General features: G+C 70.9%; 23 protein-coding genes. 15 read left to right on the top strand and 8 right to left on the bottom strand.

Going from position 1 to position 22210, the window contains the following annotated elements; genetic code table 11:
* The first annotated feature begins 220 nt into the window (after nt 1–220).
* Nucleotides 221–925: a 3-oxoacyl-[acyl-carrier-protein] reductase gene (gene fabG, locus ACGFNI_RS00115; RefSeq protein WP_227045850.1), complete on the top strand. Its 705-nt coding sequence runs from the start codon at nt 221–223 to the stop codon at nt 923–925.
* 5 nt (nt 926–930) lie between these two features.
* Nucleotides 931–1701 carry an enoyl-ACP reductase FabI gene (gene fabI, locus ACGFNI_RS00110; RefSeq protein ID WP_393679102.1) on the top strand — a complete coding sequence of 257 codons (771 nt, stop codon included), beginning with the start codon at nt 931–933 and terminating at the stop codon, nt 1699–1701.
* Between the two features lie 132 nt (nt 1702–1833).
* On the opposite strand, the gene ACGFNI_RS00105 is transcribed toward fabI, so the two are convergent.
* The gene (locus ACGFNI_RS00105; protein WP_393679100.1) at nt 1834–2520 is read right to left on the bottom strand and encodes a FadR/GntR family transcriptional regulator; all 687 of its coding nucleotides are present in this window, start codon (nt 2518–2520) and stop codon (nt 1834–1836) included.
* A gap of 198 nt (nt 2521–2718) precedes the next feature.
* Here ACGFNI_RS00105 and ACGFNI_RS00100 point away from each other — a divergent pair, with 198 nt between their 5' ends.
* The 4 genes from ACGFNI_RS00100 to ACGFNI_RS00085 all read left to right on the top strand — a co-directional run bounded on the left by ACGFNI_RS00100 (nt 2719) and on the right by ACGFNI_RS00085 (nt 5282).
* Nucleotides 2719–4044, top strand: coding sequence for a CynX/NimT family MFS transporter (locus ACGFNI_RS00100; RefSeq protein WP_393679099.1), 1326 nt, complete (start codon nt 2719–2721; stop codon nt 4042–4044).
* Between the two features lie 16 nt (nt 4045–4060).
* A complete protein-coding gene (locus ACGFNI_RS00095; protein ID WP_264482503.1) occupies nt 4061–4177 on the top strand; it encodes an SGM_5486 family transporter-associated protein in 117 nt (38 codons plus the stop codon).
* A gap of 284 nt (nt 4178–4461) precedes the next feature.
* Nucleotides 4462–4677 (top strand): hypothetical protein, encoded by a 216-nt coding sequence (locus ACGFNI_RS00090; protein ID WP_393679097.1) that lies wholly within the window; start codon nt 4462–4464, stop codon nt 4675–4677.
* Between the two features lie 86 nt (nt 4678–4763).
* Complete coding sequence (locus ACGFNI_RS00085; protein WP_393679095.1) at nt 4764–5282, top strand: SixA phosphatase family protein; 519 nt, start codon at nt 4764–4766, stop codon at nt 5280–5282.
* A gap of 72 nt (nt 5283–5354) precedes the next feature.
* Here the strand turns inward: ACGFNI_RS00085 and serB are convergent, their stop codons facing one another.
* Complete coding sequence (serB, locus tag ACGFNI_RS00080; protein WP_393679094.1) at nt 5355–6602, bottom strand: phosphoserine phosphatase SerB; 1248 nt, start codon at nt 6600–6602, stop codon at nt 5355–5357.
* Between the two features lie 404 nt (nt 6603–7006).
* Here serB and ACGFNI_RS00075 point away from each other — a divergent pair, with 404 nt between their 5' ends.
* On the top strand, nt 7007–9532 hold the full coding sequence (locus tag ACGFNI_RS00075; RefSeq protein ID WP_393679092.1) for an FHA domain-containing protein: 2526 nt from the start codon (nt 7007–7009) through the stop codon (nt 9530–9532).
* A gap of 85 nt (nt 9533–9617) precedes the next feature.
* On the opposite strand, the gene ACGFNI_RS00070 is transcribed toward ACGFNI_RS00075, so the two are convergent.
* Nucleotides 9618–10343, bottom strand: coding sequence for a transglycosylase SLT domain-containing protein (locus ACGFNI_RS00070; RefSeq protein ID WP_393679091.1), 726 nt, complete (start codon nt 10341–10343; stop codon nt 9618–9620).
* Nucleotides 10344–10670: 327 nt separating this feature from the next.
* On the bottom strand, nt 10671–11372 hold the full coding sequence (locus tag ACGFNI_RS00065; RefSeq protein ID WP_393679089.1) for a nitroreductase family protein: 702 nt from the start codon (nt 11370–11372) through the stop codon (nt 10671–10673).
* Between the two features lie 360 nt (nt 11373–11732).
* On the opposite strand from ACGFNI_RS00065, the gene ACGFNI_RS00060 reads away from it, so the two are divergent.
* From ACGFNI_RS00060 to ACGFNI_RS00050, 3 genes are all read left to right on the top strand, one after another.
* Nucleotides 11733–12878 carry a GAF domain-containing sensor histidine kinase gene (locus ACGFNI_RS00060; RefSeq protein ID WP_393679088.1) on the top strand — a complete coding sequence of 382 codons (1146 nt, stop codon included), beginning with the start codon at nt 11733–11735 and terminating at the stop codon, nt 12876–12878.
* A complete protein-coding gene (locus ACGFNI_RS00055; RefSeq protein ID WP_393679087.1) occupies nt 12871–13557 on the top strand; it encodes a response regulator in 687 nt (228 codons plus the stop codon). The genes ACGFNI_RS00060 and ACGFNI_RS00055 overlap by 8 nt, the downstream gene beginning before the upstream one ends.
* Nucleotides 13558–13808: 251 nt before the next feature.
* Nucleotides 13809–14015 (top strand): chaplin, encoded by a 207-nt coding sequence (locus ACGFNI_RS00050; protein ID WP_393680285.1) that lies wholly within the window; start codon nt 13809–13811, stop codon nt 14013–14015.
* A 219-nt stretch (nt 14016–14234) separates the two neighbouring features.
* Here the strand turns inward: ACGFNI_RS00050 and ACGFNI_RS00045 are convergent, their stop codons facing one another.
* The gene (locus ACGFNI_RS00045; protein WP_393679086.1) at nt 14235–15044 is read right to left on the bottom strand and encodes a hypothetical protein; all 810 of its coding nucleotides are present in this window, start codon (nt 15042–15044) and stop codon (nt 14235–14237) included.
* 90 nt (nt 15045–15134) lie between these two features.
* Between ACGFNI_RS00045 and ACGFNI_RS00040 the strand changes: the two genes are divergently transcribed.
* From ACGFNI_RS00040 to ACGFNI_RS00025, 4 genes are all read left to right on the top strand, one after another.
* Nucleotides 15135–15947 carry an ABC transporter ATP-binding protein gene (locus ACGFNI_RS00040; protein WP_393679084.1) on the top strand — a complete coding sequence of 271 codons (813 nt, stop codon included), beginning with the start codon at nt 15135–15137 and terminating at the stop codon, nt 15945–15947.
* Between the two features lie 59 nt (nt 15948–16006).
* Nucleotides 16007–16417: an NfeD family protein gene (locus ACGFNI_RS00035; RefSeq protein ID WP_393680283.1), complete on the top strand. Its 411-nt coding sequence runs from the start codon at nt 16007–16009 to the stop codon at nt 16415–16417.
* A gap of 123 nt (nt 16418–16540) precedes the next feature.
* Nucleotides 16541–17479 carry an SPFH domain-containing protein gene (locus ACGFNI_RS00030; protein ID WP_393679082.1) on the top strand — a complete coding sequence of 313 codons (939 nt, stop codon included), beginning with the start codon at nt 16541–16543 and terminating at the stop codon, nt 17477–17479.
* 67 nt (nt 17480–17546) lie between these two features.
* The gene (locus ACGFNI_RS00025) at nt 17547–18311 is read left to right on the top strand and encodes a sulfite exporter TauE/SafE family protein (RefSeq protein WP_393679081.1); all 765 of its coding nucleotides are present in this window, start codon (nt 17547–17549) and stop codon (nt 18309–18311) included.
* A 71-nt stretch (nt 18312–18382) separates the two neighbouring features.
* On the opposite strand, the gene ACGFNI_RS00020 is transcribed toward ACGFNI_RS00025, so the two are convergent.
* The 3 genes from ACGFNI_RS00020 to ACGFNI_RS00010 all read right to left on the bottom strand — a co-directional run bounded on the left by ACGFNI_RS00020 (nt 18383) and on the right by ACGFNI_RS00010 (nt 20712).
* Nucleotides 18383–18886: an HNH endonuclease gene (locus ACGFNI_RS00020; RefSeq protein ID WP_393679079.1), complete on the bottom strand. Its 504-nt coding sequence runs from the start codon at nt 18884–18886 to the stop codon at nt 18383–18385.
* Nucleotides 18887–19350: 464 nt separating this feature from the next.
* A complete protein-coding gene (locus ACGFNI_RS00015; RefSeq protein ID WP_393679077.1) occupies nt 19351–19887 on the bottom strand; it encodes a YbhB/YbcL family Raf kinase inhibitor-like protein in 537 nt (178 codons plus the stop codon).
* Nucleotides 19888–19929: 42 nt separating this feature from the next.
* Complete coding sequence (locus tag ACGFNI_RS00010; protein ID WP_393679075.1) at nt 19930–20712, bottom strand: sporulation protein; 783 nt, start codon at nt 20710–20712, stop codon at nt 19930–19932.
* Nucleotides 20713–20869: 157 nt separating this feature from the next.
* Here ACGFNI_RS00010 and ACGFNI_RS00005 point away from each other — a divergent pair, with 157 nt between their 5' ends.
* Nucleotides 20870–21523: a DNA-3-methyladenine glycosylase gene (locus tag ACGFNI_RS00005; RefSeq protein WP_393679073.1), complete on the top strand. Its 654-nt coding sequence runs from the start codon at nt 20870–20872 to the stop codon at nt 21521–21523.
* Nucleotides 21524–22210 lie beyond the last annotated feature (687 nt).

Below are 22210 nucleotides of genomic sequence, written 5' to 3'. Positions count from 1 at the left end.
CGTAGTCGGCGCCTGCATCATGCCCTGCGCGGCCCGCCGGGCCCAGGGAGCGGGCGGCCGGCGGCCGGGAGCCGTGCGGCGGGGGAGCGGGCGGTGTTTTCTGTAGGGACCTGACAGTGACGGCGCGGCGCCCCTGTCCGCCTCGATTCCCCTTCCGGGCCCGGTGACCGATAGTTTCGTACCGAACGCAGGACGGACAGGAAACGGAAAGGGTGATCTCGTGAGCCGCTCGGTTCTGGTCACCGGAGGCAACCGTGGCATTGGTCTCGCCATTGCCCGCGCCTTCGCCGAGGCCGGCGACAAGGTCGCCATCACCTACCGATCGGGCGAGCCCCCCGAGGGGTTTTTGGCCGTGAAGTGCGACATCACGGACAGTGAGCAGGTAGAGCAGGCGTACAAGGAGATCGAGGAGAAGCACGGCACGGTCGAGGTGCTGGTGGCCAACGCCGGCGTCACCCGCGACCAGCTGCTGATGCGGATGTCCGAAGAGGACTTCACCTCGGTCGTCGAAACCAACCTCACCGGCACGTTCCGGGTGGTCAAGCGCGCCAACCGCGGCATGCTGCGGGCCCGCAAGGGCCGGGTCGTGCTGATCTCGTCCGTGGTCGGCCTGCTGGGCTCCGCGGGCCAGGCGAACTACGCCGCGTCCAAGGCGGGCCTGGTGGGCTTCGCGCGTTCGCTCGCCCGGGAGCTGGGCAGCCGTAACATCACCGTCAACGTCGTCGCACCCGGCTTCGTCGACACCGACATGACCCGCGCGCTCACCGATGAGCAGCGGGCAGGCATCGTGAAGCAGGTGCCGCTTGCGCGCTACGCGCAGCCCGAGGAGATCGCCGCCTCGGTCCGCTTCCTGGCCTCCGACGAGGCCGCGTACATCACCGGAGCCGTCATTCCTGTCGACGGCGGATTGGGCATGGGGCACTGATCAGCATGAGTGGAATCCTTGCAGGCAAGCGCATCCTGGTCACGGGCGTGCTGACCGAGTCGTCGATCGCGTTCCAGGCGGCCAAGGTCGCCCAGAACGAAGGCGCCGAGGTCATCCTCACCGGCTTCGGCCGGCTCTCGCTCGTGGAGCGGATCGCCAAGCGGCTGCCCAAGCCCGCGCCGGTGATCGAGCTGGACGTCACCAACCAGGAGCACCTGGACGGGCTCGCCGACAAGATCCGCGAGCACCAGGGTGAGGACGCCCGCCTCGACGGCATCGTGCACTCCATCGCCTTCGGTCCGCAGGGCGCCTTCAACTTCCTGGAGGCGGAGTGGTCGGACGTCGGCACCGCGGTGCAGGTGTCGGCGTACTCCTACAAGTCGCTGACCATGGCCTGCCTGCCGCTCATGGAGCACGGCGGCTCGGTCGTCGGCATGACCTTCGATGCGCAGATCGCCTGGCCCAAGTACGACTGGATGGGCGTGGCCAAGGCGGCGCTGGAGAGCACCAACCGCTACCTGGCGCGTGACCTGGGCGCCAAGGGCATCCGCTGCAACCTGATCTCGGCGGGCCCGATCAAGTCGATGGCCGCCAAGTCGATCCCCGGCTTCGAGGAGCTGGCGGACGTGTGGAACCACCGCGCCCCGATCGGCTGGGACCTCGCCGACCCGGAGCCGGCCGGCCGCGGCGTCGTCGGGCTGCTGTCCGACTTCTTCCCGCGCACCACAGGCGAGATCGTGCACGTCGACGGCGGCGTGCACATGATGGGCGCCTGACCTCTCAGGCGGCCTAGGCCGTAGCGCATCCGTACTGCCCGTCCCGGTCCGCCGGGGCGGGCAGTGCGCGTTACCGGGCCGGACCGGCGGCCCCGGGGAGGGGCTTCCGGAATCGCACGCCCCGGTGCCGCGTCAGGCGCCGCGGCCCGGCATCGTCAGCCGGCAGCCGAAGGGATGGGCGCTTGCCTCGGCGGCGGCCCGCTCGCCGTCCCCGCTGCGGATCGCCTCCACCAGGCGCGCGTGATCCATCCGCGCCTCCGGACGCAGCTCCTCGCCGACGTCCGCGCGCAGGAAGTCGCGCAGCACGCCCCCGAGATCGGCGTACAGCTCCGCCAGGACCTCGTTGTGGGACGCCGCGATCACCGCTGTGTGCAGCCTCGCGTCCGCCTCGACGAACGCGGCGGCGGCCCCGGACTCCCAGGCGCTCTCGCGGCGTTCCAGCAGGGTGTCGATCTGCCGCAGGTCCTGCGGGGTACGGCGGTGGGCGGCGAGCCTGGCCGCCTCCGCCTCCAGCGCGCTGCGCAGCTCGGCCACGTGCCCGGGGTCGGCGTCGGCGAACCTGCGGTTCATCACCCCGGCCAGCTCGCTGGTCGCCACGACGTAGGTGCCCGAGCCCTGCCGGATGTCCAGCAGCCCGTTGTGTGCCAGCGCCCGCACGGCCTCACGGACGGTGTTGCGGGCCACGCCCAGCTGCCCGACCAGCTCGGGTTCGGTCGGGATGCGGGAGCCCACCGGCCATTCGCCGGAGGTGATCTGGGCGCGCAGCTGCGCGATCACCTGGTCCGCCAGCGCGGAACGGTGGGGTGAGGTCAGTGGCATGGCTGCGCTCCCGGGGGCTCGGACGGGACGGGGAGGGGGACGGCGGGCCCGGCAGGTCCGGGGAGGGGCGGCGGCCGGTCCTCCTGGAGGTGTCGTCCCGGGGCCGCCGGGACGCCCGGCCGTGCGACGGGGATCCGGCCGCCGGGGCCACCGGATTCGGCTGGACAGGCATTCATCCTATGATTCTATGATGACGCCATGGCAGACGAAGACCTGGCGACCGTCGGCGCCGCCGAGCCCGCACCACGTGGCACGACCCCACCGGAGGCGGTCCGCTCCGAGGCCGCGGACGCCGCCCGTCCCGGGCCGGACGGCACGGTGCCGACGGCCGGTTCGCCCTGGCCCGCCCGGATCCTGATCGTCGGTCTGGTCCTCGCCGCGCTCAACCTCCGCCCCGCCATCACCAGCCTCGGCGCCCTCATGGAAGAGGTCCGCGACGGCCTCGGCATGAGCGGCACCGTCGCCGGACTGCTGACCTCCGTCCCCGCGCTGTGCTTCGCCGCCTTCGGCATCGCGGCGCCCCGCCTGGCCAGGCGCTGGGGCCCCGGCGCCATCGTCTGCGCGGGCATGGCGGCGATCGCCGCCGGCGTCGTGGTCCGGCCGTTCGCCGGCGGCACCGCGGGCTTCCTGGCGGCCAGCGCGCTCGCCCTGGCCGGCATCGCGGTCAGCAACGTCCTGCTCCCGGTGGTCATCAAGAGCCGCTTCCTCGACCGGGTCGGCGCGATGACCGGCCTCTACTCCATGGCCCTGGCCCTCGGCACGTCCCTGGCCGCCGCCGTCACGGTCCCCATGACCTCGGCGCTGGGCGGCAGTTGGCAGCTCGGCCTGGCCGTCTGGGCGGTGCTCGCCGCCGTCGCCGTCCTCCCCTGGATCGCGGCCCTGCGCTCCGGCCCCGCCGTGCCCCGGCCGGCCACGGGCGCCGCCGCGCACCCCGAAGAGCGGCCGATACGGATCACCTCGTCGCCGACCGCCTGGGCGCTGGCGGTCTTCTTCGGCCTCCAGGCCACCGCCGCGTACATCACCATGGGGTGGATGCCGCAGATCTTCCGCGACGCCGGGGTCTCCGCCGGTACCGCGGGGGTGCTGCTCGCCGTCACGATGGCGATGGGCGTGCCGCTCTCCTTCGTCCTGCCGCGGCTGGCCGCACGGATGCGGCACCAGGGCCCGCTCGCCGCCGGGCTCGGCCTCTGCGGCCTGGCCGGATACGCGGGCCTGTGGCTCGCCCCGGCCTCGGGTGCCTGGGCCTGGGCGCTGCTCATGGGCGTCTCCAACTGCGCCTTCCCGCTGGCCCTGACGATGATCGGGATGCGGGCGACCAGCTCCGCAGGCGTCGTCAAGCTCTCCGCCTTCGCCCAGAGCGTCGGCTATCTGATCTCGATCCCCGGGCCGCTGCTGGTGGGCACCCTCTACCAGCACAGCGGGGGCTGGGGCGCGCCGATCGCCCTGATGGCGGGGCTGATGGTGCCGCAGATCGCGGTGGGGGTGCTGGCAGGCCGGGACCGCCGGATCGAGGACGAGAGGTGAGTGCGACACTGGGCCCATGCCAGTGCTCGAACCGAATCCGCAGGGCAGCCAGAAGAAGCTGCTCATCGTGCTGGGCGCGATGCTCGGCGTGACCATCCTCATCGCCGTCATCGCGAGTATCGCGGCGCCTTAGACGTTCGTGGGGCGGGTTCCCGGTGCCGGGCCGCTCGTCCACGGCGTTCCCGGGGCGGTGGTCCCGGGGTGGCCCCGGGCGGCGGTCCCGGGGCGGTCGGCCCGGGTGACCGGCCCGGGTGGGGCTGTCCCCACCGTCCCCTAGGGGGTGGGCGTCAGGGGTGAGTGGGTGGCTTCCCGGATGGGAATGGCCGCCGCGGCTTTGTAGTTTCGAAGAACACCGCACCGCGGTGGTGCGCGCCGCCCGCCACGGCGCGTCCTTCGATCCGTCACGGAGGCGATCCCATGCCCGCCGCGTCCCGCCGCTCGTCCGCTTCCGCGCCCGAGGCCGGTGGACTGCGGATACGGCTGCCGTGGTGGGCGCTGGGGCTGCCCGTCGTCTCCTTCGTCGTGCTGCTGTCGCTCATGGGGGCCGCGGACCCGGCGGGTGCGGCGCCCGCCGCGCCGGGCCTCACGCGGCTGCTGGAGGTCCTCGCCCGGCTCGTCGGCGCCACCCCCTGAGGCCGGCGCGTGTACGCCGTCACCCTGCGGAGGGAGCGCCTCAACACCCCGCGCCCCGCGCCGCCTTTCGTGCGAAGCTGGGACGCATGAGCGCCGATACACCTCGCCGGATTGTCCTTCTTCGACATGCCAAGGCCGAATGGTCGCAGGACAGCGACCACGAGCGTCCGCTCGCCGAGCGCGGCCGTAAGGATGCCCCCGCAGCCGGACGACGGCTGGCCGGAGCCGGGATCACCCCCGACCTGACCTTGTGCTCGACCGCGTCCCGCACCCGCGAGACATGGAAGCTCTTCGTCGGTGAGCTGCCGCAGCGCCCCAAGACGGTCTACGAGGAGCGGCTGTACGAAGCCTCGCTGGGCGAGCTGATCGCCGTGCTCAACGAGACCCCTGACGAGGTGCGCGACCTGCTCGTGGTCGGTCACAACCCGGGGATGCACGCCCTCGCCGACGCCCTGGCGGGCGAGGCCGATGGTGACCTGCTGCCCCGCCTCAACCGTGGGGGGTTCCCGACCGCGGCGATGGCCGTCATCGAGTTCAACGGCTCGTGGAAGTCGGTGGAGCACGGCGTCGGCCGTCTCGTCGCGTACCTGCCGCCGCACGAGTGAGGCACCGGGCCCCCGGCGTCCGTCCCGCCCCTGGGTGAGCGGGCGGCCGGCGGGGGCCCGGGGCCCGCGCCGTCAGCCGGCGTGGGTGTCCGCCGCCTCGACCTCTTCGCGGGTGATGCCGAGCAGATAGAGCACGGTGTCCAGGAACGGCACGTTCACCGCGGTGTGCGCCGCCTCGCGCACCACCGGCTTGGCGTTGAACGCCACCCCGAGACCCGCTGTGTTGAGCATGTCCAGGTCATTGGCGCCGTCCCCGATGGCGACGGTCTGTGCCAGCGGCACCCCCGCCTGCTCCGCGAAACGGCGCAGCAGCCGTGCCTTGCCCGCCCGGTCCACGATGTCGCCCGTGACCCGGCCGGTGAACTTCCCGTCCTTGATCTCCAGGGTGTTGGCGGAGGCGAAATCCAGCCCGAGTTCGTCCTGGAGCGCATCCGTGACCTGCGTGAACCCCCCGGAGACCACGCCGACTTGGTAGCCGAGCCGCTTGAGGGTGCGCACCAGGGTGCGGGCGCCGGGCGTGAGCCGCACCTCCTTGCGCACGGTCTCCACGACGGAGGCGTCGAGCCCGCCCAGCAGCGCGACCCGGGCGTGCAGCGACTGCTCGAAGTCCAGCTCGCCGCGCATCGCCTGGGCGGTCACCTCGGCGACCTCCGCCTCGCAGCCCGCGTGCGCCGCGAACAGCTCGATGACCTCGTCCTGGATCAGCGTCGAATCGACGTCCATGACCACCAGCCGCTGCGCACGCCGCTGAAGGCCGGCGGAGACCACCGCGACGTCCACGCCGAGTATCGCGGCCTCCGGCGCCAGCACGGTGCGCAGCGCCTCCGTCGCCGGTCCCGAGACCGCGAACTCCACAGCGGTGACCGGGTACTTGGCGAGCCGGAAGATGCGGTCGATGTTGCCGCCGCAGGACGTTATGGCGGCGGTGATCGCGGCGGTGGACTCGGCGGTCAGCGGATGCCCGAGCACCGTGACGTGCGAACGGCCGGTGCCGCGCGGCCGGTTGTCGCCCCGGCCGGAGATGATCTCGGCCTGGAGGTCCAGCGAATCGGCCCAGCTGTGCACGGTGGCCCTCAGGTCACCCTCGGTCGCACCGCTGCTCCCCTCGGTGTGCGAAGGGGCGGTGACCAGCGCGCACAGCACGATGCGGCCACGGGTCACGACCTGCTCGATGTCCACGACATCGACGGAGTAGGCGGCGAGGGTGTCGAAGAGACCTGCGGTGATGCCGGGCCGGTCCTTCCCGAAGATCTTCACGAGAAGGGTCGGTACGTCATCGCCGATGACGGCGGTGGCAGGCGGTGTCTGCGATGCGCTCATGGTGCCTTTACGGTAACCGCCCGGCGCGGACGACCGTACAGGTGTCCGTCGTTCGGACCGGCGGGACGGCTCCCAGGCCCCGGCCCGCGCCGTACGGATGGCCGCGGGGCCTGCGGAGGCCGCGCGGGGCGGGCCGGCGGCCCCCGCACTGATCGTTACCGACTCGTGTCCGCCCCCTCCTGGGAGCCGCGCCGGGTGCACGGTTTCGCCTCCGGGGCGACGTTTGACGGTTGCCCCAGGGGCACCCCGCGGTCACCCCGCGGCCCGCCGGACGGTCCCGGCGGCCGGGACGTGTGCCCCGCTCGCGTCCCGGTTTCCGGTCCGAGGGCCGAGCCTGAAATAGTTCCCCACGATGTTCGCCATCCCTGGATTCCCATACAGGGCGTCACTCGGGGGACTATGTAATGGGGCATGGAGTGCCTGAACTCGTACTCGAATTGAACGGAAGGACCTGGACTCTCGACCCGTCCAGGTCCTACATCGTGGGCCGTGATCCGCAGGGCGATGTGGCCCTCGACGACGCCAGGGTTTCCTGGCGCCACGCCACGGTGCGATGGGCCGGTCACAGCTGGATCATCGAAGACCAGGGCAGTACCAACGGCACGTACTCCCAGGGGCAGCGGATCCAGCAGCTGGAGATCGGCCCCGGCTCGGTCGTGCATCTGGGCAATGCCACCGACGGTCCCCGGATGACGCTGTCGGGCGGCGCGGCGCCGGCCGCCGGTGCCTATCAGGCGCAGCCCGCGATGGCCCCGCCGCAGCACGGCCACCAGGCGCCGCCCGCGCACCAGCCGCCCGCCCCGCACGGCCACCGGCCGCCGCCCCAGGGACAGCAGCCGTACGTCCCGCCCCAGCAGGCCCTGGCCCCGAACGCGGGCGGCGCCGTCCCGCCGCAGGGCGGCGACCGCAGCCCGACCACGTTCCACCGCCTGGACCTCGGCCGGGTGATGCGCATCGGCCGTGCCCTGGAGAACGAGCTGGTCGTCTCCGACCTCCAGGTCTCCCGCCACCACGCGGAGTTCCGGGCCACCCCGGACGGCCGGTTCGAGATCCGCGACCTGGGCAGCCACAACGGCACCTACGTCAACGGCCAGCCGGTCCCCAAGTCCGGCACCGCCGTCATCGGCGCCCACGACATCATCGGCGTCGGCCACTCCACCTTCCGGCTGGTCGGCGACCGTCTTGAGGAGTTCGTCGACACCGGTGACGTCTCCTTCTCCGCCCGGCACCTGACGGTCACCGTCGAGGGCGGCAAGCAGATCCTCAAGGACGTCTCCTTCGGCGTCCCCGAGAAGTCGCTGATCGCCGTCATCGGCCCGTCGGGCTCCGGCAAGTCGACCCTGCTCAAGGCGCTGACCGGCTACCGGCCCGCCAACCAGGGCGATGTCCTCTACGACAACCGGAACCTCTACAAGCAGTTCGCCGAGCTGCGTCAGCGCATCGGCCTGGTCCCGCAGGACGACATCCTCCACAAGGAGCTGTCCGTCCAGAAGGCACTCCGCTACGCCGCCAAGCTCCGCTTCCCCGGAGACACCGCGGAATCCGAGCGCGAGGCCCGCATCGACGAGGTGCTGCGCGAGCTGAAGCTGGACATCCACAAGGACAAGAAGGTCACCTCGCTCTCCGGCGGCCAGCGCAAGCGCGTCTCGGTCGCCCTGGAGCTGCTGACCAAGCCGTCGCTGATCTTCCTGGACGAGCCGACCTCAGGACTCGACCCGGGCATGGACCGCGACGTCATGCAGCTGCTGCGCGGCCTCGCCGACGACGGCCGCACGGTCCTGGTCGTCACGCACTCGGTGGCCGAACTCGCCATCTGCGACAAGCTGTTGGTCATGGCGCCCGGCGGCGGGGTGGCGTACTTCGGCCCGCCCGAGGAGGCGCTGAACTTCTTCCAGTACGACACCTGGGCCGACGTCTTCTCGGCGTTCGAGAACTACCGCGACTACGACTGGATGGGCCGCTGGCGCGGCTCCCCGCACTACCAGATGTACGCGGCGGACATCGACGCCGTCGCCGCGCAGTCGGTGCAGATCCAGTCGCCGCCGGCCCGGATGCAGAAGTCCCAGAGCTGGGGCTCGCAGCTGTGGACCCTGATGCGCCGCTACGTCTCGGTGCTCGCGTCCGACCGCGGCTTCCTGGCGCTGATGGTGATCCTGCCCGCGGTGCTCGGTGTCGTCTCGATCCTGATCCCCAGCGACTACGGCTTCGCGTACGGTCCCGACAGCCGGCACGGCGCGAACCGCGACGCCAGCACGATCATGCTGATCCTCGCGGTCGGTATGTGCTTCTCCGGCGCGGCCAACTCGGTCCGAGAACTGATCAAGGAACGGGTCATCTACGAGCGCGAACGGGCCACCGGCCTGTCGCGGTCGGCGTATCTGATGTCCAAGGTGATCGTGCTGGGCGTCGTCACGGCCTTCCAGGGCGTGATCATCTCGGTGATCGGCTTCTGCACACGGAACATGCCGAGCGAGGGCGTGATCCTGGAGCACCTGCCCGCCGTCGAGATGGCGCTGGCGGTCATCGCGCTCGGCTTCACCTCGATGATGTTCGGGCTGGTCATCTCCGCGCTGGTCAAGACCGCGGAGAAGACCATGCCGCTGCTGGTCATGTTCGCCATCGTCCAGGTCGTCTTCACCGGCGTGCTCTTCCAGCTGTTCGACACGATCGGCGTCGCGCAGCTCTCCTGGCTGATGCCGTCGCGCTGGGCCGTCGCCGCGATGGGCGCGACCGCCGACATGAACAGGCTGCTGCCGTGGGAGCCGGCCAACCCGATCAAGGGCACCCCCGCCAACCCCGACGCGCTGTGGCAGCACCAGCCCGGCGTCTACGCGATGGACATGATCATCCTGATCGCGCTGGGAGTGGCGCTCGCCTTCGTCGTGGCACGGCTGCTGCGCCGCCACGAACCGGAGGTCATGCGCAAGTGACCCGGTCCGCCCCGTGCGGACACACCACCGCCGAGGGGCGGCACCCGCGATCGGGTGCCGCCCCTCGGCGGTGTGTGCTGCCGGCTCAGTAGGCCGAGTTCACGTTGTCCATCGAGCCGTACTTGTCGGCCGCGTAGTTGCAGGCGGCGGTGATGTTGGCGACCGGGTCGTAGGCGTCCCAGGAGGTGCCTTCGACGTGGTACGCCTGGAAGGTCGGGGCGATGACCTGGAGCAGGCCCTTGGACGGCACGCCGTTGATGGCGTTGATGTCCCAGTTGTTGATGGCCTGCGGGTTGCCGGCCGACTCCCGGATGACGTTCCGGTGGATGCCCTCGTACGAGCCGGGGATGCCCTTCTTGGCCATGATGTCGAGCGACTCGCGGATCCAGCCGTCGAGGTTGTCCGCGTAGGTCTTCGCCGCCGGAGCGGTGGCGGCGACGGGCACCATGGTGCGCGCGGCGGACCGGCTCGCGGTCTTCGTCGCGGCGCGCTCATCGGCGGCCTTCTCGGCCTTCGCCTTGGCCACGTCGGCCTTCTTCTTCGCCACGGCGGCCTCGGCCCGGCCCGCCTTCGTGGAGGCGTCCGCCTGCTGAGCGATGGTGGCCTGCTGGGTCTGTGCCGCGGTGGTGACCGCACGGAAGGTGACCGGCTGCGTGTGCTGGACGGCTGCCTGGTCGGTGCTCTGGCCGGCGTCGGCGCCGGGGACGAGGCCGAGGACCAGCGCGGCGGCACCGGCGGTGGCGACTCCGGCGGCGGAGAGCTTGTGGGTCAGCGTCAGGCGGTCAAGGCCGGGTATGGCGTGCTTGGGCATGGCGAAGAAGACCTTCCGATGGGGGACCGTCGCAGGGTGCCGTGGTTGGCGGAGAACGCCGGGTGGAGACCGCGGCGCCGAGCGACGGGAGCCATTCTTAGCGGCCTTAAATTCGCCGGGCAAAGGTGTGACGTACGAGGCCGGGTAGTGGAACCCGGGGGTCGAATCGCGCGTCCCCGACGGGAGCGTCCCAGCTCATACCGTCTTTATGTGGCGACTACCCCTGGTCGTAAGTGACCTGCGCCCTATGTGCGGCGTCACACCCGGACCGGGTTTAACTCTCCGGGTGTGATCGCAACTGCACAGCCTGTGTGCCGTTCTGCGGACTCAGATCTCAACCATCACCTGGTCCAGGGACTTTCGGACCAAATCGGGCACTTTGCAATCCGGGGCGGGGTAGCCGACCGGGATCACGGCGAACGCCTTCTCGTTGGCGGGCCGCTCCAGAACCTCCTGCAGGAACCGCATCGGACTCGGCGTGTGCACCAGCGCCGCGAGACCCGACAGATGCAGCGCGGACAGCAGCATCCCGACGGCGATGCCCACCGACTCGTCCACGTAGTAGTGCTTGCGCTTGCTGCCGTCATCGCCCAGCCAGTGCCGCTGCTGGAAGACGACGATCAGCGCCGGTGCGTCGGTCAGGTGGGGCTTCACCTCGTCGGTGCCCAGCGGTCGCAGCGCCGCGAGCCACTCCTCGCCCAGCCGCCCGTCGTACGAGACGCGCTCCTCCTCCTCGGCCGCCGCCCGGATCCTGCGCCGCACCTCGGGGTCCTTGACCAGGACGAACGTCCACGGCTGCTGATGGGCCCCGGACGGCGCGGTCGCGGCGCACGCGATGGCGTCCCGCACCACCTGTCCGGGCACCGGGTCCGTGGAGAACTGCCGGACGGTGCGGCGGCCGTCCATCCGCTCCCGCATCTCGGCGGCACGGGCCAGCGACTCGTCGGCGGGCATCCGCGCGGGGCGGTACGGCACGGGGCGGTAGGGGTCGCCGTGGGTCGGTATCCAGTTCCTCGTGGGTGCATTCATGCCCCGAGTCTGGAACCCGGGGCGACGGCGCGCGGGAGGATCCCCGAATTCGTGCCACGGACCCCGTCGTCCCGGCCATCGCCGCGCCCCCCGGGACCGCACCGCCGAGCGAACCCTCCGCGCCTTATCTCCCTATGCATACTGTCTGCCCTATATAAGGGGACAAATCCCAAGAGCGAAGCTCGTTCCCGCACGCCCCGTATAAGGAGGACACCCGGAGTCCGGCACGAACCCCGGCCGGGCCGCCGCACAGACACCCGTAGGGCACCCTCTCAGGGCGTCCGACCTAGGACGGCAGGCCGAGGACCGGGGCGCCGGTGGACCGATACGCGCCGGGCGAACCGCCGGTACCGTGAACCCATGACCAACGGACCGGGGGCCGGGATCCCCGCGGTGAGCAGCGCGATCCTTGCGATGAGCCGGCATCTCGAAGTGCGCGACGTCCTCAAGACGATCGTCGCCTCCGCGCGCGAGCTGCTGGACGCCGAGTACGCGGCGCTGGGCGTGCCCGACGATCACGGCGGCTTCGCCCAGTTCGTGGTGGACGGCGTCAGCGAGGAGCAGTGGAAGGCCATCGGCCCGCTGCCCCGCCAGCACGGCATCCTCGCCGCGATGCTGCACAACGCCACCCCCGAACGCCTCGCCGACGTCCGCGCGGACCCCCGCTTCCGCGGCTGGCCATCGACCCACCCCGACATGTCCGACTTCATCGGCCTGCCGGTCGCCGACGGGAACGAAATCCTCGGCGCCCTCTTCCTGGCCAACAAGCGCTGCCCCAAGCCGGAGGGCACCTGCGGCTTCACCGCCGAGGACGAACGGCTGCTCGGCATACTGGCGCAGCACGCCGCCATCGCGCTCACCAACGCACGGCTCTACGAACGCAGCCGCGAGCTGACCATCGCGGGGGAGCGCGCCCGGCTCGCCCACGAACTGCACGACGCGGTCGCCCAGAAGCTCTTCTCGCTCCGGCTGACCGCACAGGCCGCCACCGCCCTGGTCGACCGTGACCCGGCCCGCGCCAAGGGCGAACTCCACCAGGTCGCCGCGCTGGCCGCGGAAGCCGCCGACGAACTGCGCGCCGCCGTCGTGGAGCTGCGCCCCGCGGCCCTGGACGAAGACGGCCTGATCGCCACGCTGCGCTCGCAGGCACAGGTCCTGGACCGCGCGCACACCGCCCGCGTCACCTTCGAGACCCTGGGAGTCAGGGCGCTGCCCGCCTCCCAGGAGGAGGCCCTGCTCAGGGTCGCCCAGGAGGCCCTGCACAACGCCCTGCGGCACTCCGGGGCCGAACAGGTCGGCGTCACCCTCGTCCGGCACGGCCAGGGCGCCCTGCTCCGGGTCGCCGACGACGGGCGCGGATTCGACACCGGCACCGTCCGCCGGGCCGGCCGCCACCTGGGCCTGGTCTCGATGCGGGACCGGGCGGCCGGCGTCGGTGGAAAGCTCACCGTGGAGTCGGCGCCCGGCAAGGGCACCGCTGTCGAGATGGAGGTGCCTGGTGGCTGACAACGAAACCCCCCGTGCGGGCCGCGCGGAACAGGGCGCGGGAGGCGCCATCCGCGTCCTGCTCGTCGACGACCATCAGGTCGTACGCCGCGGCCTGCGGACCTTCCTCGAGGTGCAGGACGACATCGAGGTGGTGGCGGAGGCGTCCGACGGCGCGGAAGGCGTCGCCGCCGCCGGGCAGTTGCGCCCGGACGTCATCCTGATGGACGTCAAGATGCCCGGCATGGACGGCATCGAAGCGCTCCGCAAACTACGTGAACTGGACAACGCCGCCCGGGTGTTGGTCGTCACCAGCTTCACCGAACAGCGCACCGTCATCCCGGCGCTGCGCGCGGGCGCCGCGGGATACGTCTACAAGGACATCGACCCGGAGGCGCTGGCCGGCGCCATCAGGTCCGTGCACGCGGGGCACGTCCTGCTCCAGCCCGAGGTGGCCGGCGCGCTGCTCTCCCAGGACGAGGGCAACGGCGGCCAGGGGCGCGGCACTTCGCTGACCGAGCGGGAGCGCGAGGTGCTCGGCCTGATCGCGGACGGGCGCTCCAACCGCGAGATCGCCCGCGCTCTCGTGCTCTCCGAGAAGACGGTCAAGACGCATGTCTCCAACATCCTCATGAAGCTCGACCTCGCCGACCGGACGCAGGCCGCACTGTGGGCCGTCCGGCACGGAATCGGGGCCTGAGCCCTTCCCCGGACGCCCCGAATCCCTTGCCCCGCCCGGCCGTTGGGCCACAGCGGCGGGCGCGGCCGTCGTCTTGTTGATGCGAGATTCATACTGTCGTGTAGGTGTCCCCCACTTGGCGTAACTCTCTTCGTGCCCCGCCGTTGTCCAGTGCAGCCGTGGCGGCCGGCCACGGCACCGGCACATCAGTAAGTGGCAACGAGGAGAGCAGAGCAGTGAACAAGAGCATCAAGCGGGCAGCGGCCGTCACCATGCTGGCGGGCGGTCTCGCCGCGGCGGGCGCCGGAGTCGCCTCCGCCCAGTCCGGGGCGCAGGGTGCCGCGGTGAACTCGCCCGGCGTCGTCTCCGGCAACGCCGTGCAGGCCCCGGTGCACATCCCGGCCAACGTCTGCGGCAACACCGTCAGCGTCGTCGGCGTCCTCAACCCGGCCTTCGGGGCGCCCTGCCTGAACGCCTGACCAGGCAACCGCCCGTGAGGGCGAGGTGAGTTCACCCGGCCCCGCAGGCAACCGCCCGCGGGGCCGGGTCCGTTGTGCGACACGGCACGGCACGGCACGACACGGCACGACACGATACGACGCCGACCCGGCCCGCCGCCCGTCCGGCAAGGCCACTGGCCCGGAAGCCGTCCCCCCGCCACCGTGCCCGCGCTGCCCCCCTCGCCTACCTCCCCCTCATCACCCCCTGCGCTCCCGCTCCTCCGCCGCCGAGTTGTACGCCGCCACCTGCGCCCGCCGGGCCGTACGCTCCACCGGACGCAGCGCCTCGGCACGCGCCGCCATCTCCGACGCGCTCACCGCCGCGCCGTGCTCCCCGTTACCGCCGGCCTGCCGGGCGATACCGATCAGCGCGCCCACCCGCTGCGCCAGCTCCAGCACCCGGACCGCCCGCGGCGGATAGCCGGGGGCCAGCACCTGCCGGCCGGCCTCCGCCCGCGCCCGGTACGCCGCCAGCGCGGCCTGCGCCACGGGTCCGGATCCGGCCACATCCAGCGACGACAGCGCCTCGGTCGCCTCCCGCAGTGCCTCGGCGAGCTCCCGCTCGGCCTCGCCGAGCGACGGCACGTCGGCAGGCGGCGCCTCGCGCACCGGCAGGCAGTGCCAGACCACCTCCACGTGCACGTCGGGGCCCGCGCCGCCCTCAGGCCCGGCCGTGAGTATCTCCGGGACCAGGCCCAGACCGGCTCCGGCCGCGAGCACCGCCTCGCCGGCCTCCAGCGCCCGCGCATTGAACTCCGGGGGTCCGCTCAGGCCCAGCGGATGCCCCGGCGCCGGCAGCGCCGTCCGCAGGCCCACGGCGCCCAGGGCCCGCAGCCGCCCCAGCGCGAGCGTCAGACCGACCGGTCCCGTCTCACCGGGCAGGCCCTGTACGCGGTGCACCGCATCGTCGTCCGCGATCCGGTCCGCGGCTTCATCAGGTGAGACAAGTCCGGCCAATAGGGCATTTCCCCACGACGCCAGCCGTCCCGAACGAGGTTCATCGAGCATGGTCCCCAGCCTAGGGAACAGCACTGACAACGAGTGGCGTAGGTTTGCAGGGGGGATGCGCCTACAGGCGCACGCGACGACCGAGAAGCAATGGGAGACAACGCGCTCATGAGCGATGTGCTGGAGCTGGTGGACGTATCCGTGGTCCGCGAAGGACGGGCTCTGGTGGACCAGGTCTCCTGGTCGGTGAAGGAAGGGGAGCGCTGGGTGATCCTCGGCCCCAACGGCGCCGGCAAGACCACCCTCCTGAACGTCGCGTCCAGCTACGTCTTCCCGACCACAGGAAGCGCCAGGGTCCTCGGCGAGCAGCTCGGCAAGGTCGACGTCTTCGACCTCCGCCCGCGCATCGGCATCGCCGGTATCGCGCTCGCCGACAAGCTGCCGCGCAGCCAGACCGTCCTGCAGACCGTGCTCACCGCCGCCTACGGCATGACCGCGCACTGGCAGGAGAACTACGAGGACATCGACGAACAGCGCGCCCGCGCCTTCCTCGACCGCCTCGGCATGACCGAGTACCTCGACCGGAAGTTCGGCACCCTCTCCGAGGGCGAGCGCAAGCGCACCCTGATCGCCCGCGCCATGATGACCGACCCCGAACTCCTCCTCCTGGACGAGCCGGCCGCAGGGCTCGACCTCGGCGGTCGCGAGGACCTCGTACGCCGCCTGGGCCGCCTCGCCCGCGACCCGTACGCGCCCTCGATGGTCATGGTCACCCACCACGTGGAGGAGATCGCTCCCGGCTTCACCCATGTCCTGATGATCCGTCAGGGCAAGGTGCTCGCCGCCGGACCGCTCGACCTCGAACTGACCTCGGCCAACCTCTCCCGCTGCTTCGGCCTCCCGCTGGTCGTCGAGCGGAACGGCAGCGACCGCTGGACCGCCCAGGGACTGCCCCTTTCCTGACGCTTTACGCCCTGTTCCGCGCCGCACCCCCGGCCTACCATGAAGCCGTGGACGCATGGGTGTGGTGGCTGATCGCCGCCGTAGGACTGGGTATTCCGCTCGTCGTGACCGCGATGCCCGAGTTCGGGATGTTCGCGGTCGGCGCCGTGGCAAGTGCCGTCACCGCAGCGCTCGGTGGCGGCACGGTCATACAGTTCCTCGTGTTCGCCGTCGTCTCGGTCGCCCTGGTCGCGGTGGTGCGCCCCCTGGCCAACCGCCACAGAACCCAAAGTCCCGGACTGGCATCGGGAGTTGACGCCCTGAAGGGCAAGACCGCGACCGTCCTGGAGCGGGTCGATGAGGGCGGCGGACGCATCAAACTCGGCGGCGAGGTGTGGTCCGCGCGCGCCTTCGACGGCGAACAGGTCTACGAGCCGGGGCAGAAGGTCGACGTCGTCGAGATCGAAGGCGCCACCGCCGTGGTGATCTGACCGGAAAACGTTGTGGTCATCTGACCGGAACGCCCTCGCGACGAGCCAGGATTCTGAAAGACTCGATCAACAGGCAATCCGGCCCCGGCCGGAGGATCAGTAACGAAGGGCACGGGAGCTGCTGTGGCACCGATCATCATCGTCCTGATCATCTTGGTGGTGCTCGTGTTCATCGCACTCATCAAGACGATCCAGGTCATCCCACAGGCCAGCGCCGCGATCGTGGAGCGCTTCGGCCGCTACACCCGCACGCTCAACGCGGGCCTGAACATCGTCGTCCCGTTCATCGACTCCATCCGCAACCGCATCGACCTCCGCGAACAGGTCGTGCCGTTCCCGCCGCAGCCGGTGATCACCCAGGACAACCTCGTCGTCAACATCGACACGGTCATCTACTACCAGGTCACCGACGCCCGCGCCGCGACGTACGAAGTCGCCAGTTACATCCAGGCGATCGAGCAGCTGACCGTCACGACGCTCCGCAACATCATCGGCGGCATGGACCTGGAGCGCACCCTCACCTCCCGCGAGGAGATCAACGCGGCGCTGCGCGGCGTCCTCGACGAAGCCACCGGCAAGTGGGGCATCCGCGTCAACCGCGTCGAGCTGAAGGCCATCGAGCCGCCGACCTCCATCCAGGACTCGATGGAGAAGCAGATGCGCGCCGACCGTGACAAGCGCGCCGCGATCCTCCAGGCCGAAGGTGTCCGGCAGTCCCAGATCCTCACCGCGGAGGGCGAGAAGCAGTCCTCCATCCTGCGCGCCGAAGGTGAGGCCAAGGCCGCCGCGCTGCGCGCCGAGGGTGAGGCACAGGCGATCCGTACGGTCTTCGAGTCCATCCACGCCGGAGACCCGGACCAGAAGCTGCTGTCGTACCAGTACCTCCAGATGCTCCCGAAGATCGCCGAGGGCGACGCCAACAAGCTCTGGATCGTGCCCAGCGAGATCGGCGACGCCCTCAAGGGCCTCGGCGGCGCACTCGGCAACTTCAACCCCACAGGCGGCGGCACCCCGCTCACCAAGTCCGCCACCCCGCCCCGCCAGGCGCCCCCCATCGACTGACCACCGCGGCCCCTTTGGTGCATGATCGGCCGGACCAGTACCCGCCGATCATGCACGGGGGAAGCGCATGTCTCTCTGGGAAGCACTCGCCGTCCTGGCGGCGGGCCTCGGCGCCGGCACGATCAACACCATCGTCGGCTCCGGAACCCTCATCACCTTCCCGGTGCTGCTGGCCGTCGGACTCCCGCCGGTCACGGCCAACATCTCCAACTCCCTCGGCCTGGTGCCCGGTTCACTCAGCGGAGCCATCGGCTACCGCCGCGAACTGGCCGGCCAGCGCCCGCGCATCATCCGCTTCGGCATCTTCGCCCTCATCGGCGGCCTCGCGGGCGCGGTCCTGCTGCTCGCACTGCCATCCGACGCCTTCGACGCGATCGTCCCCGCACTGATCGCCGTCGCCCTCGTCCTCGTCATCGCCCAGCCCCGGCTCGCCGCGGCCCTGCGCACCCGCCGCACCCGCAAAGGCACCACACCGCACCCCGACGGCAGCATCGCCCTGCTCATCGGCCTGATGCTGGCCAGCGTGTACGGCGGCTACTTCGGCGCCGCCCAAGGAGTCATCTACCTCTCCCTGATGGGCCTGCTGCTCAACGAGGACCTGCAACGCATCAACGCACTCAAGAACGTCCTCGTCCTGCTCGTCAACGGCGTGGCCGTGCTCTTCTTCCTGTTCGTCGCCACCTTCGACTGGACCGCCGTGGCCCTCATCGCCGTCGGCTCGGCGGCCGGCGGCCAGATCGGCGCCAGGATCGGCCGCCGGCTGCCGCCCGTCGTCCTGCGCGCGACGATCGTCGCCGTCGGCGTGGTCGCCATCGTCCAACTCCTCCGCTGAAGAGGGACGGAGTCCACTGAGGAGGGATGGAGGCGACCCTCCGCGTCACCGACGCACCAGGACGGACGCCCCTACGCCGGCAACGCCAGCCACTCCGGCAGCTCGTCGCGCACGGACACCCCCAGCGCCGACAGCATCGCATCCGCGGGCGTCGGCTCGAACGGCCGCCGCAGCAGCCGCATCCCGGCCTGCTCCGGCGTCCGGTCCGCCTTCCGGTGATTGTCCTCGGCGCAGGAAGCGACGGTATTCAGCCAGGTGTCCCCGCCGCCGTGCGACCGCGGCACGATGTGGTCCACGGTCGTACCCCGCCGCCCGCAGTACGCGCACACATGCTGGTCACGAACCAGCACACCCCGCCGCGACCACGCCGCACGTCTTCGGAACGGCACCCGCACGTACCGGCTGAGCCGGATCACCTGCGGCACCGGAACGTCCACCGAAGCGGCCCGGATACGCAGCCCAGGATGCGCGTGCTCGACGACGGCCTTGTCCTGCATCACCAGCACCACCGCGCGCCGCAGCGACACCGTCGACAGCGGCTCGAAGCTCGCATTGAGCACCAGCGTCTCGCGCATCCCGCCCACCTCCCGGAACCCCGTTCGCCCCCGCGGCGACCTGGCTCCACTGTGCAGGGAAGCAATTCCCCCGACAACGCAATTTCCGTACGCCACAAGGGAGATGACAGGTAATCATGAGGTGAACGCCGAACGGGGAGAGAAGCGGCCCGGGGGATGCGCACACAGCGGCCGGGGCACCCGAAGCCGGGCGCCCTGGACCCGGCCCCCGCCCCGCCCGAAGAAGAGTGCGCTCCGGATCCCACCCCCGTCACCACCGGGATCCGGAGCGTACGGCGACCGGCGCGGACGCCCGGCACGCGGCCGGCCTCCGGCGAACGGGGGCGACACACCTGCGCCCCGCCGCTCCCGCCACAGCGGTACCGGCCGCCCGGCGGCTCCTGAGAACCGCCGACCGCCACCACTGTGCGTACGGGGAGCGCCGGGGCGCAACGGAAATACGGGCCGCGGCCCTCCTACGGGACTCAGCCCGCGGGCAGCTCGAACTCGGCCACCAACTGGGCCCGGCCCAGCGTGTGGAACCTCAGGTTGAAGCCGACCACCGCGGGCGATGCGTCCCCGTCCGGGCCGAGCTTCTCCTGGTCCACCGCGTACACGGTGAAGACGTACCGGTGCGGGCCGTCCCCGGGCGGCGGCGCCGCGCCCCCGAAGTCCCGCGTCCCGTAGTCGTTCCTGACATGAACCGCGCCCTCGGGCAGGCCCTTCATGTCACCCGAACCGGCACCGGCCGGAAGCTCCGTCACCGACGCCGGAATGTCGAACAGCGACCAGTGCCAGAAGCCGCTGCCCGTCGGCGCATCGGGATCGAAGCAGGTGACGGCGTAGCTCTTCGTCCCCGCGGGCGCGCCGTCCCACCGCAGCTGCGGCGAACGGTTGCCCTCGGAGTACACCTGCTCCGGACGCAGCGTCCCGCCCGGCTCCACCTCGTCGCTCAGCACCGTGAACTCCGGCACCTGCGGGTGGAAATCGTGCGGCAGCGGCCGTCGCTTCAGCTCGGACACCTCGACACCTCCTGGTCGCTTGCTGACACCTGTCCGGCCAGGTTAGAGCCAGTTCCGCTGACCGCCGACCTCGGCCAGCCACTGGTTGAGGTATCCCGCCCAGTCGGTCTGCTCGAAGTCGTGCAGGCCGACGGTGAACTGCCGGTAGGTGTCCGAGCCACCGGTGAACAGACCCGGCTTCTTGTCCATCTCCAGGACGACGTCCATCTCCCGGTCATCGGCGACGAACGACAGCTCCACCTCGTTCAGCCCGCGGTACTGCTGCGGCGCCTGGAACTCGATCTCCTGGTAGAAGGGCAGACGCTGGCGCGTCCCCCGGATGTGCCCCTGCTCCAGGTCCGCCGCCTTGAAACGGAACCCGAGCTGCCCGAACGCGTCCAGGATCGCCTGCTGCGCCGGCACCGGGTGCACGTTCACCGGATCCAGATCACCGGAGTCCACCGCACGGGCGATGGCCAGCTCCGTGGTCACCCCCACGCTCATCCCGCGCAGATGCTGTCCCAGGAACGTCGTGATCGGCGTCTCCCACGGGATCTCCAGACCGAACGGCACGGTGTGCACGGCCCCGGCCTGCACCTCGAACGCGCCACCGAGCTGCACCTTGGTGAACTCGATGTTCCGCTTGTATTCCTCGTCGCCGCTCTCGACCTCGACGCGCGCCTGCAACCCGACGGACAGCCCCTGGATCTCCTGCGCCACGGACCCGCCCTGGATCCGCACCTCACCCTGCGCGACCCCGCCCGGGACGACGTTCTCCTCGAAGAGCACCGTCTCCACCGACGCGCCCCCGGCCCCCATGCTCGCCAGCAGCTTCTTGAACCCCATGCTCGTCCTCCCCAGGCGCACGCCTGTGTTCTGTGTAGCCCGCCGAAGACCTCGGCTCGATCCCTACGAACGTGAAACGGCGCGAGCCGGTTCCACGGGCACACCTTCCCAACGCCGGGGCCCCCATGGCCAGCCGCCCGCACTACCCTCGGAGCGCATGACCGACGTACCGGAACGTATGCCGCTCGGCCGCGCGTTCTTCAACCGCCCCGTGCTGGAAGTGGCCCCCGACCTCCTGGGACGCACCCTTGTACGCGCCACCCCGGACGGCCCGATCGAACTCCGCCTCACCGAGGTCGAGGCATACGACGGCCATCGAGACCCCGGCTCGCACGCCTACCGCGGACGCACCCCCCGCAACGCCTCCATGTTCGGCCCGCCCGGACACGCCTACGTCTACTTCATCTACGGCATGTGGTTCAGCATGAACCTCGTCTGCGGACCCGAGGACCACGCGAGCGCGGTCCTGCTGCGCGGCGGCGAAGTCCTCACCGGCAGAGCCCTCGCCGCCGAACGCCGCCCCAAGGCCCGCACCGCCCACGAGCTCGCCCAGGGCCCCGCCCGCCTCGCCACCGCCCTCGGCATCGACCGCTCTCTGGACGGCGCCGACCTCTGCTCCACCCCCACCGGCCCGCTGTCCCTCCTGCATGGCAGCCCGCCCTCGCCGGACCGGGTGAGCTGCGGCCCACGCACCGGAGTCGGCGGCGAAGGCGCCACCCACCCCTGGCGCTACTGGATCGACGGCGACCCCACGGTCAGCCGCTACCGCCCGCACGTCCCGCGCCGACGCCGGCCCGCCAAGGCCACGTGACGGAGCCCATACTTGACTCGTACGGACTGACCGTCTAACGTGGCCCGAGCCGCTGGAGACGGGCAGCGCTATCTGCGCAGACCGGTCGGCGGCACAACCACTACCTACGAACGATTCCCTCAGCGGGGTCTTATTTCGCGTTGCCGAAATTCGATTCCACCGGCCCGATTATGGGCCTCCGGGGAAAGCGGCTAAAGTAGTGACCACGCCGAAAGACCGACAGCAAAAGCAGTCGGACCAAGGCGAGCCTCCGACAGGTAATCGGAACCCGATTCGGACCGGAAACGGAACGGAAAAGGATCTGGTAGAGTCGGAAACGCGAAAAGGCCGAAAGGCCGGATCGCGCCGGCGAAAATCAGGACCGCGAGGATCTGATAGAGTCGGAAACGCAAGACCGAAGGGAAGCGCCCGGAGAGCCTGGTGAAACAGGCACAAAGGAAGCGTCCGTTCCTTGAGAACTCAACAGCGTGCCAAAAGTCAACGCCAGATATGTTGATACCCCGTCCACTTCGGTGGATGAGGTTCCTTTGAAAGTCCATCCGGCCCCACGGGTTCGGGTGGCACACACAGCGAGGACGCTGTGAACGAGCGACCTATTCCGTTGCTCGTTCCGCTCTCGTGTGTGTTCGCCGGATTACCGGTAAACATTCACGGAGAGTTTGATCCTGGCTCAGGACGAACGCTGGC

It is taken from the genome of Streptomyces sp. NPDC048644 (assembly GCF_043199105.1).
Lineage (GTDB): Bacteria > Actinomycetota > Actinomycetes > Streptomycetales > Streptomycetaceae > Streptomyces.
The sequence above is the reverse complement of the archived record's forward strand: the minus strand, read 5'-3'. Positions and strand labels throughout refer to the sequence as shown.

Coding starts and splice junctions, on each gene's coding strand:
- ACGFNI_RS00065 (WP_393679089.1), bottom strand. CDS start 11,372: ATGAATGCACCCACGAGGAACTGGATACCGACCCACGGCGACCCCTAC.
- ACGFNI_RS00090 (WP_393679097.1), top strand. CDS start 4,462: ATGCCCGCCGCGTCCCGCCGCTCGTCCGCTTCCGCGCCCGAGGCCGGT.
- fabI (WP_393679102.1), top strand. CDS start 931: ATGAGTGGAATCCTTGCAGGCAAGCGCATCCTGGTCACGGGCGTGCTG.
- ACGFNI_RS00025 (WP_393679081.1), top strand. CDS start 17,547: ATGTCTCTCTGGGAAGCACTCGCCGTCCTGGCGGCGGGCCTCGGCGCC.
- serB (WP_393679094.1), bottom strand. CDS start 6,602: ATGAGCGCATCGCAGACACCGCCTGCCACCGCCGTCATCGGCGATGAC.
- ACGFNI_RS00100 (WP_393679099.1), top strand. CDS start 2,719: ATGGCAGACGAAGACCTGGCGACCGTCGGCGCCGCCGAGCCCGCACCA.
- ACGFNI_RS00010 (WP_393679075.1), bottom strand. CDS start 20,712: ATGGGGTTCAAGAAGCTGCTGGCGAGCATGGGGGCCGGGGGCGCGTCG.
- ACGFNI_RS00020 (WP_393679079.1), bottom strand. CDS start 18,886: ATGCGCGAGACGCTGGTGCTCAATGCGAGCTTCGAGCCGCTGTCGACG.
- ACGFNI_RS00105 (WP_393679100.1), bottom strand. CDS start 2,520: ATGCCACTGACCTCACCCCACCGTTCCGCGCTGGCGGACCAGGTGATC.
- ACGFNI_RS00075 (WP_393679092.1), top strand. CDS start 7,007: ATGGGGCATGGAGTGCCTGAACTCGTACTCGAATTGAACGGAAGGACC.
- ACGFNI_RS00040 (WP_393679084.1), top strand. CDS start 15,135: ATGGGAGACAACGCGCTCATGAGCGATGTGCTGGAGCTGGTGGACGTA.
- ACGFNI_RS00045 (WP_393679086.1), bottom strand. CDS start 15,044: ATGCTCGATGAACCTCGTTCGGGACGGCTGGCGTCGTGGGGAAATGCC.
- ACGFNI_RS00085 (WP_393679095.1), top strand. CDS start 4,764: ATGAGCGCCGATACACCTCGCCGGATTGTCCTTCTTCGACATGCCAAG.
- ACGFNI_RS00050 (WP_393680285.1), top strand. CDS start 13,809: ATGCTGGCGGGCGGTCTCGCCGCGGCGGGCGCCGGAGTCGCCTCCGCC.
- ACGFNI_RS00070 (WP_393679091.1), bottom strand. CDS start 10,343: ATGCCCAAGCACGCCATACCCGGCCTTGACCGCCTGACGCTGACCCAC.
- ACGFNI_RS00005 (WP_393679073.1), top strand. CDS start 20,870: ATGACCGACGTACCGGAACGTATGCCGCTCGGCCGCGCGTTCTTCAAC.
- ACGFNI_RS00095 (WP_264482503.1), top strand. CDS start 4,061: ATGCCAGTGCTCGAACCGAATCCGCAGGGCAGCCAGAAGAAGCTGCTC.
- ACGFNI_RS00060 (WP_393679088.1), top strand. CDS start 11,733: ATGACCAACGGACCGGGGGCCGGGATCCCCGCGGTGAGCAGCGCGATC.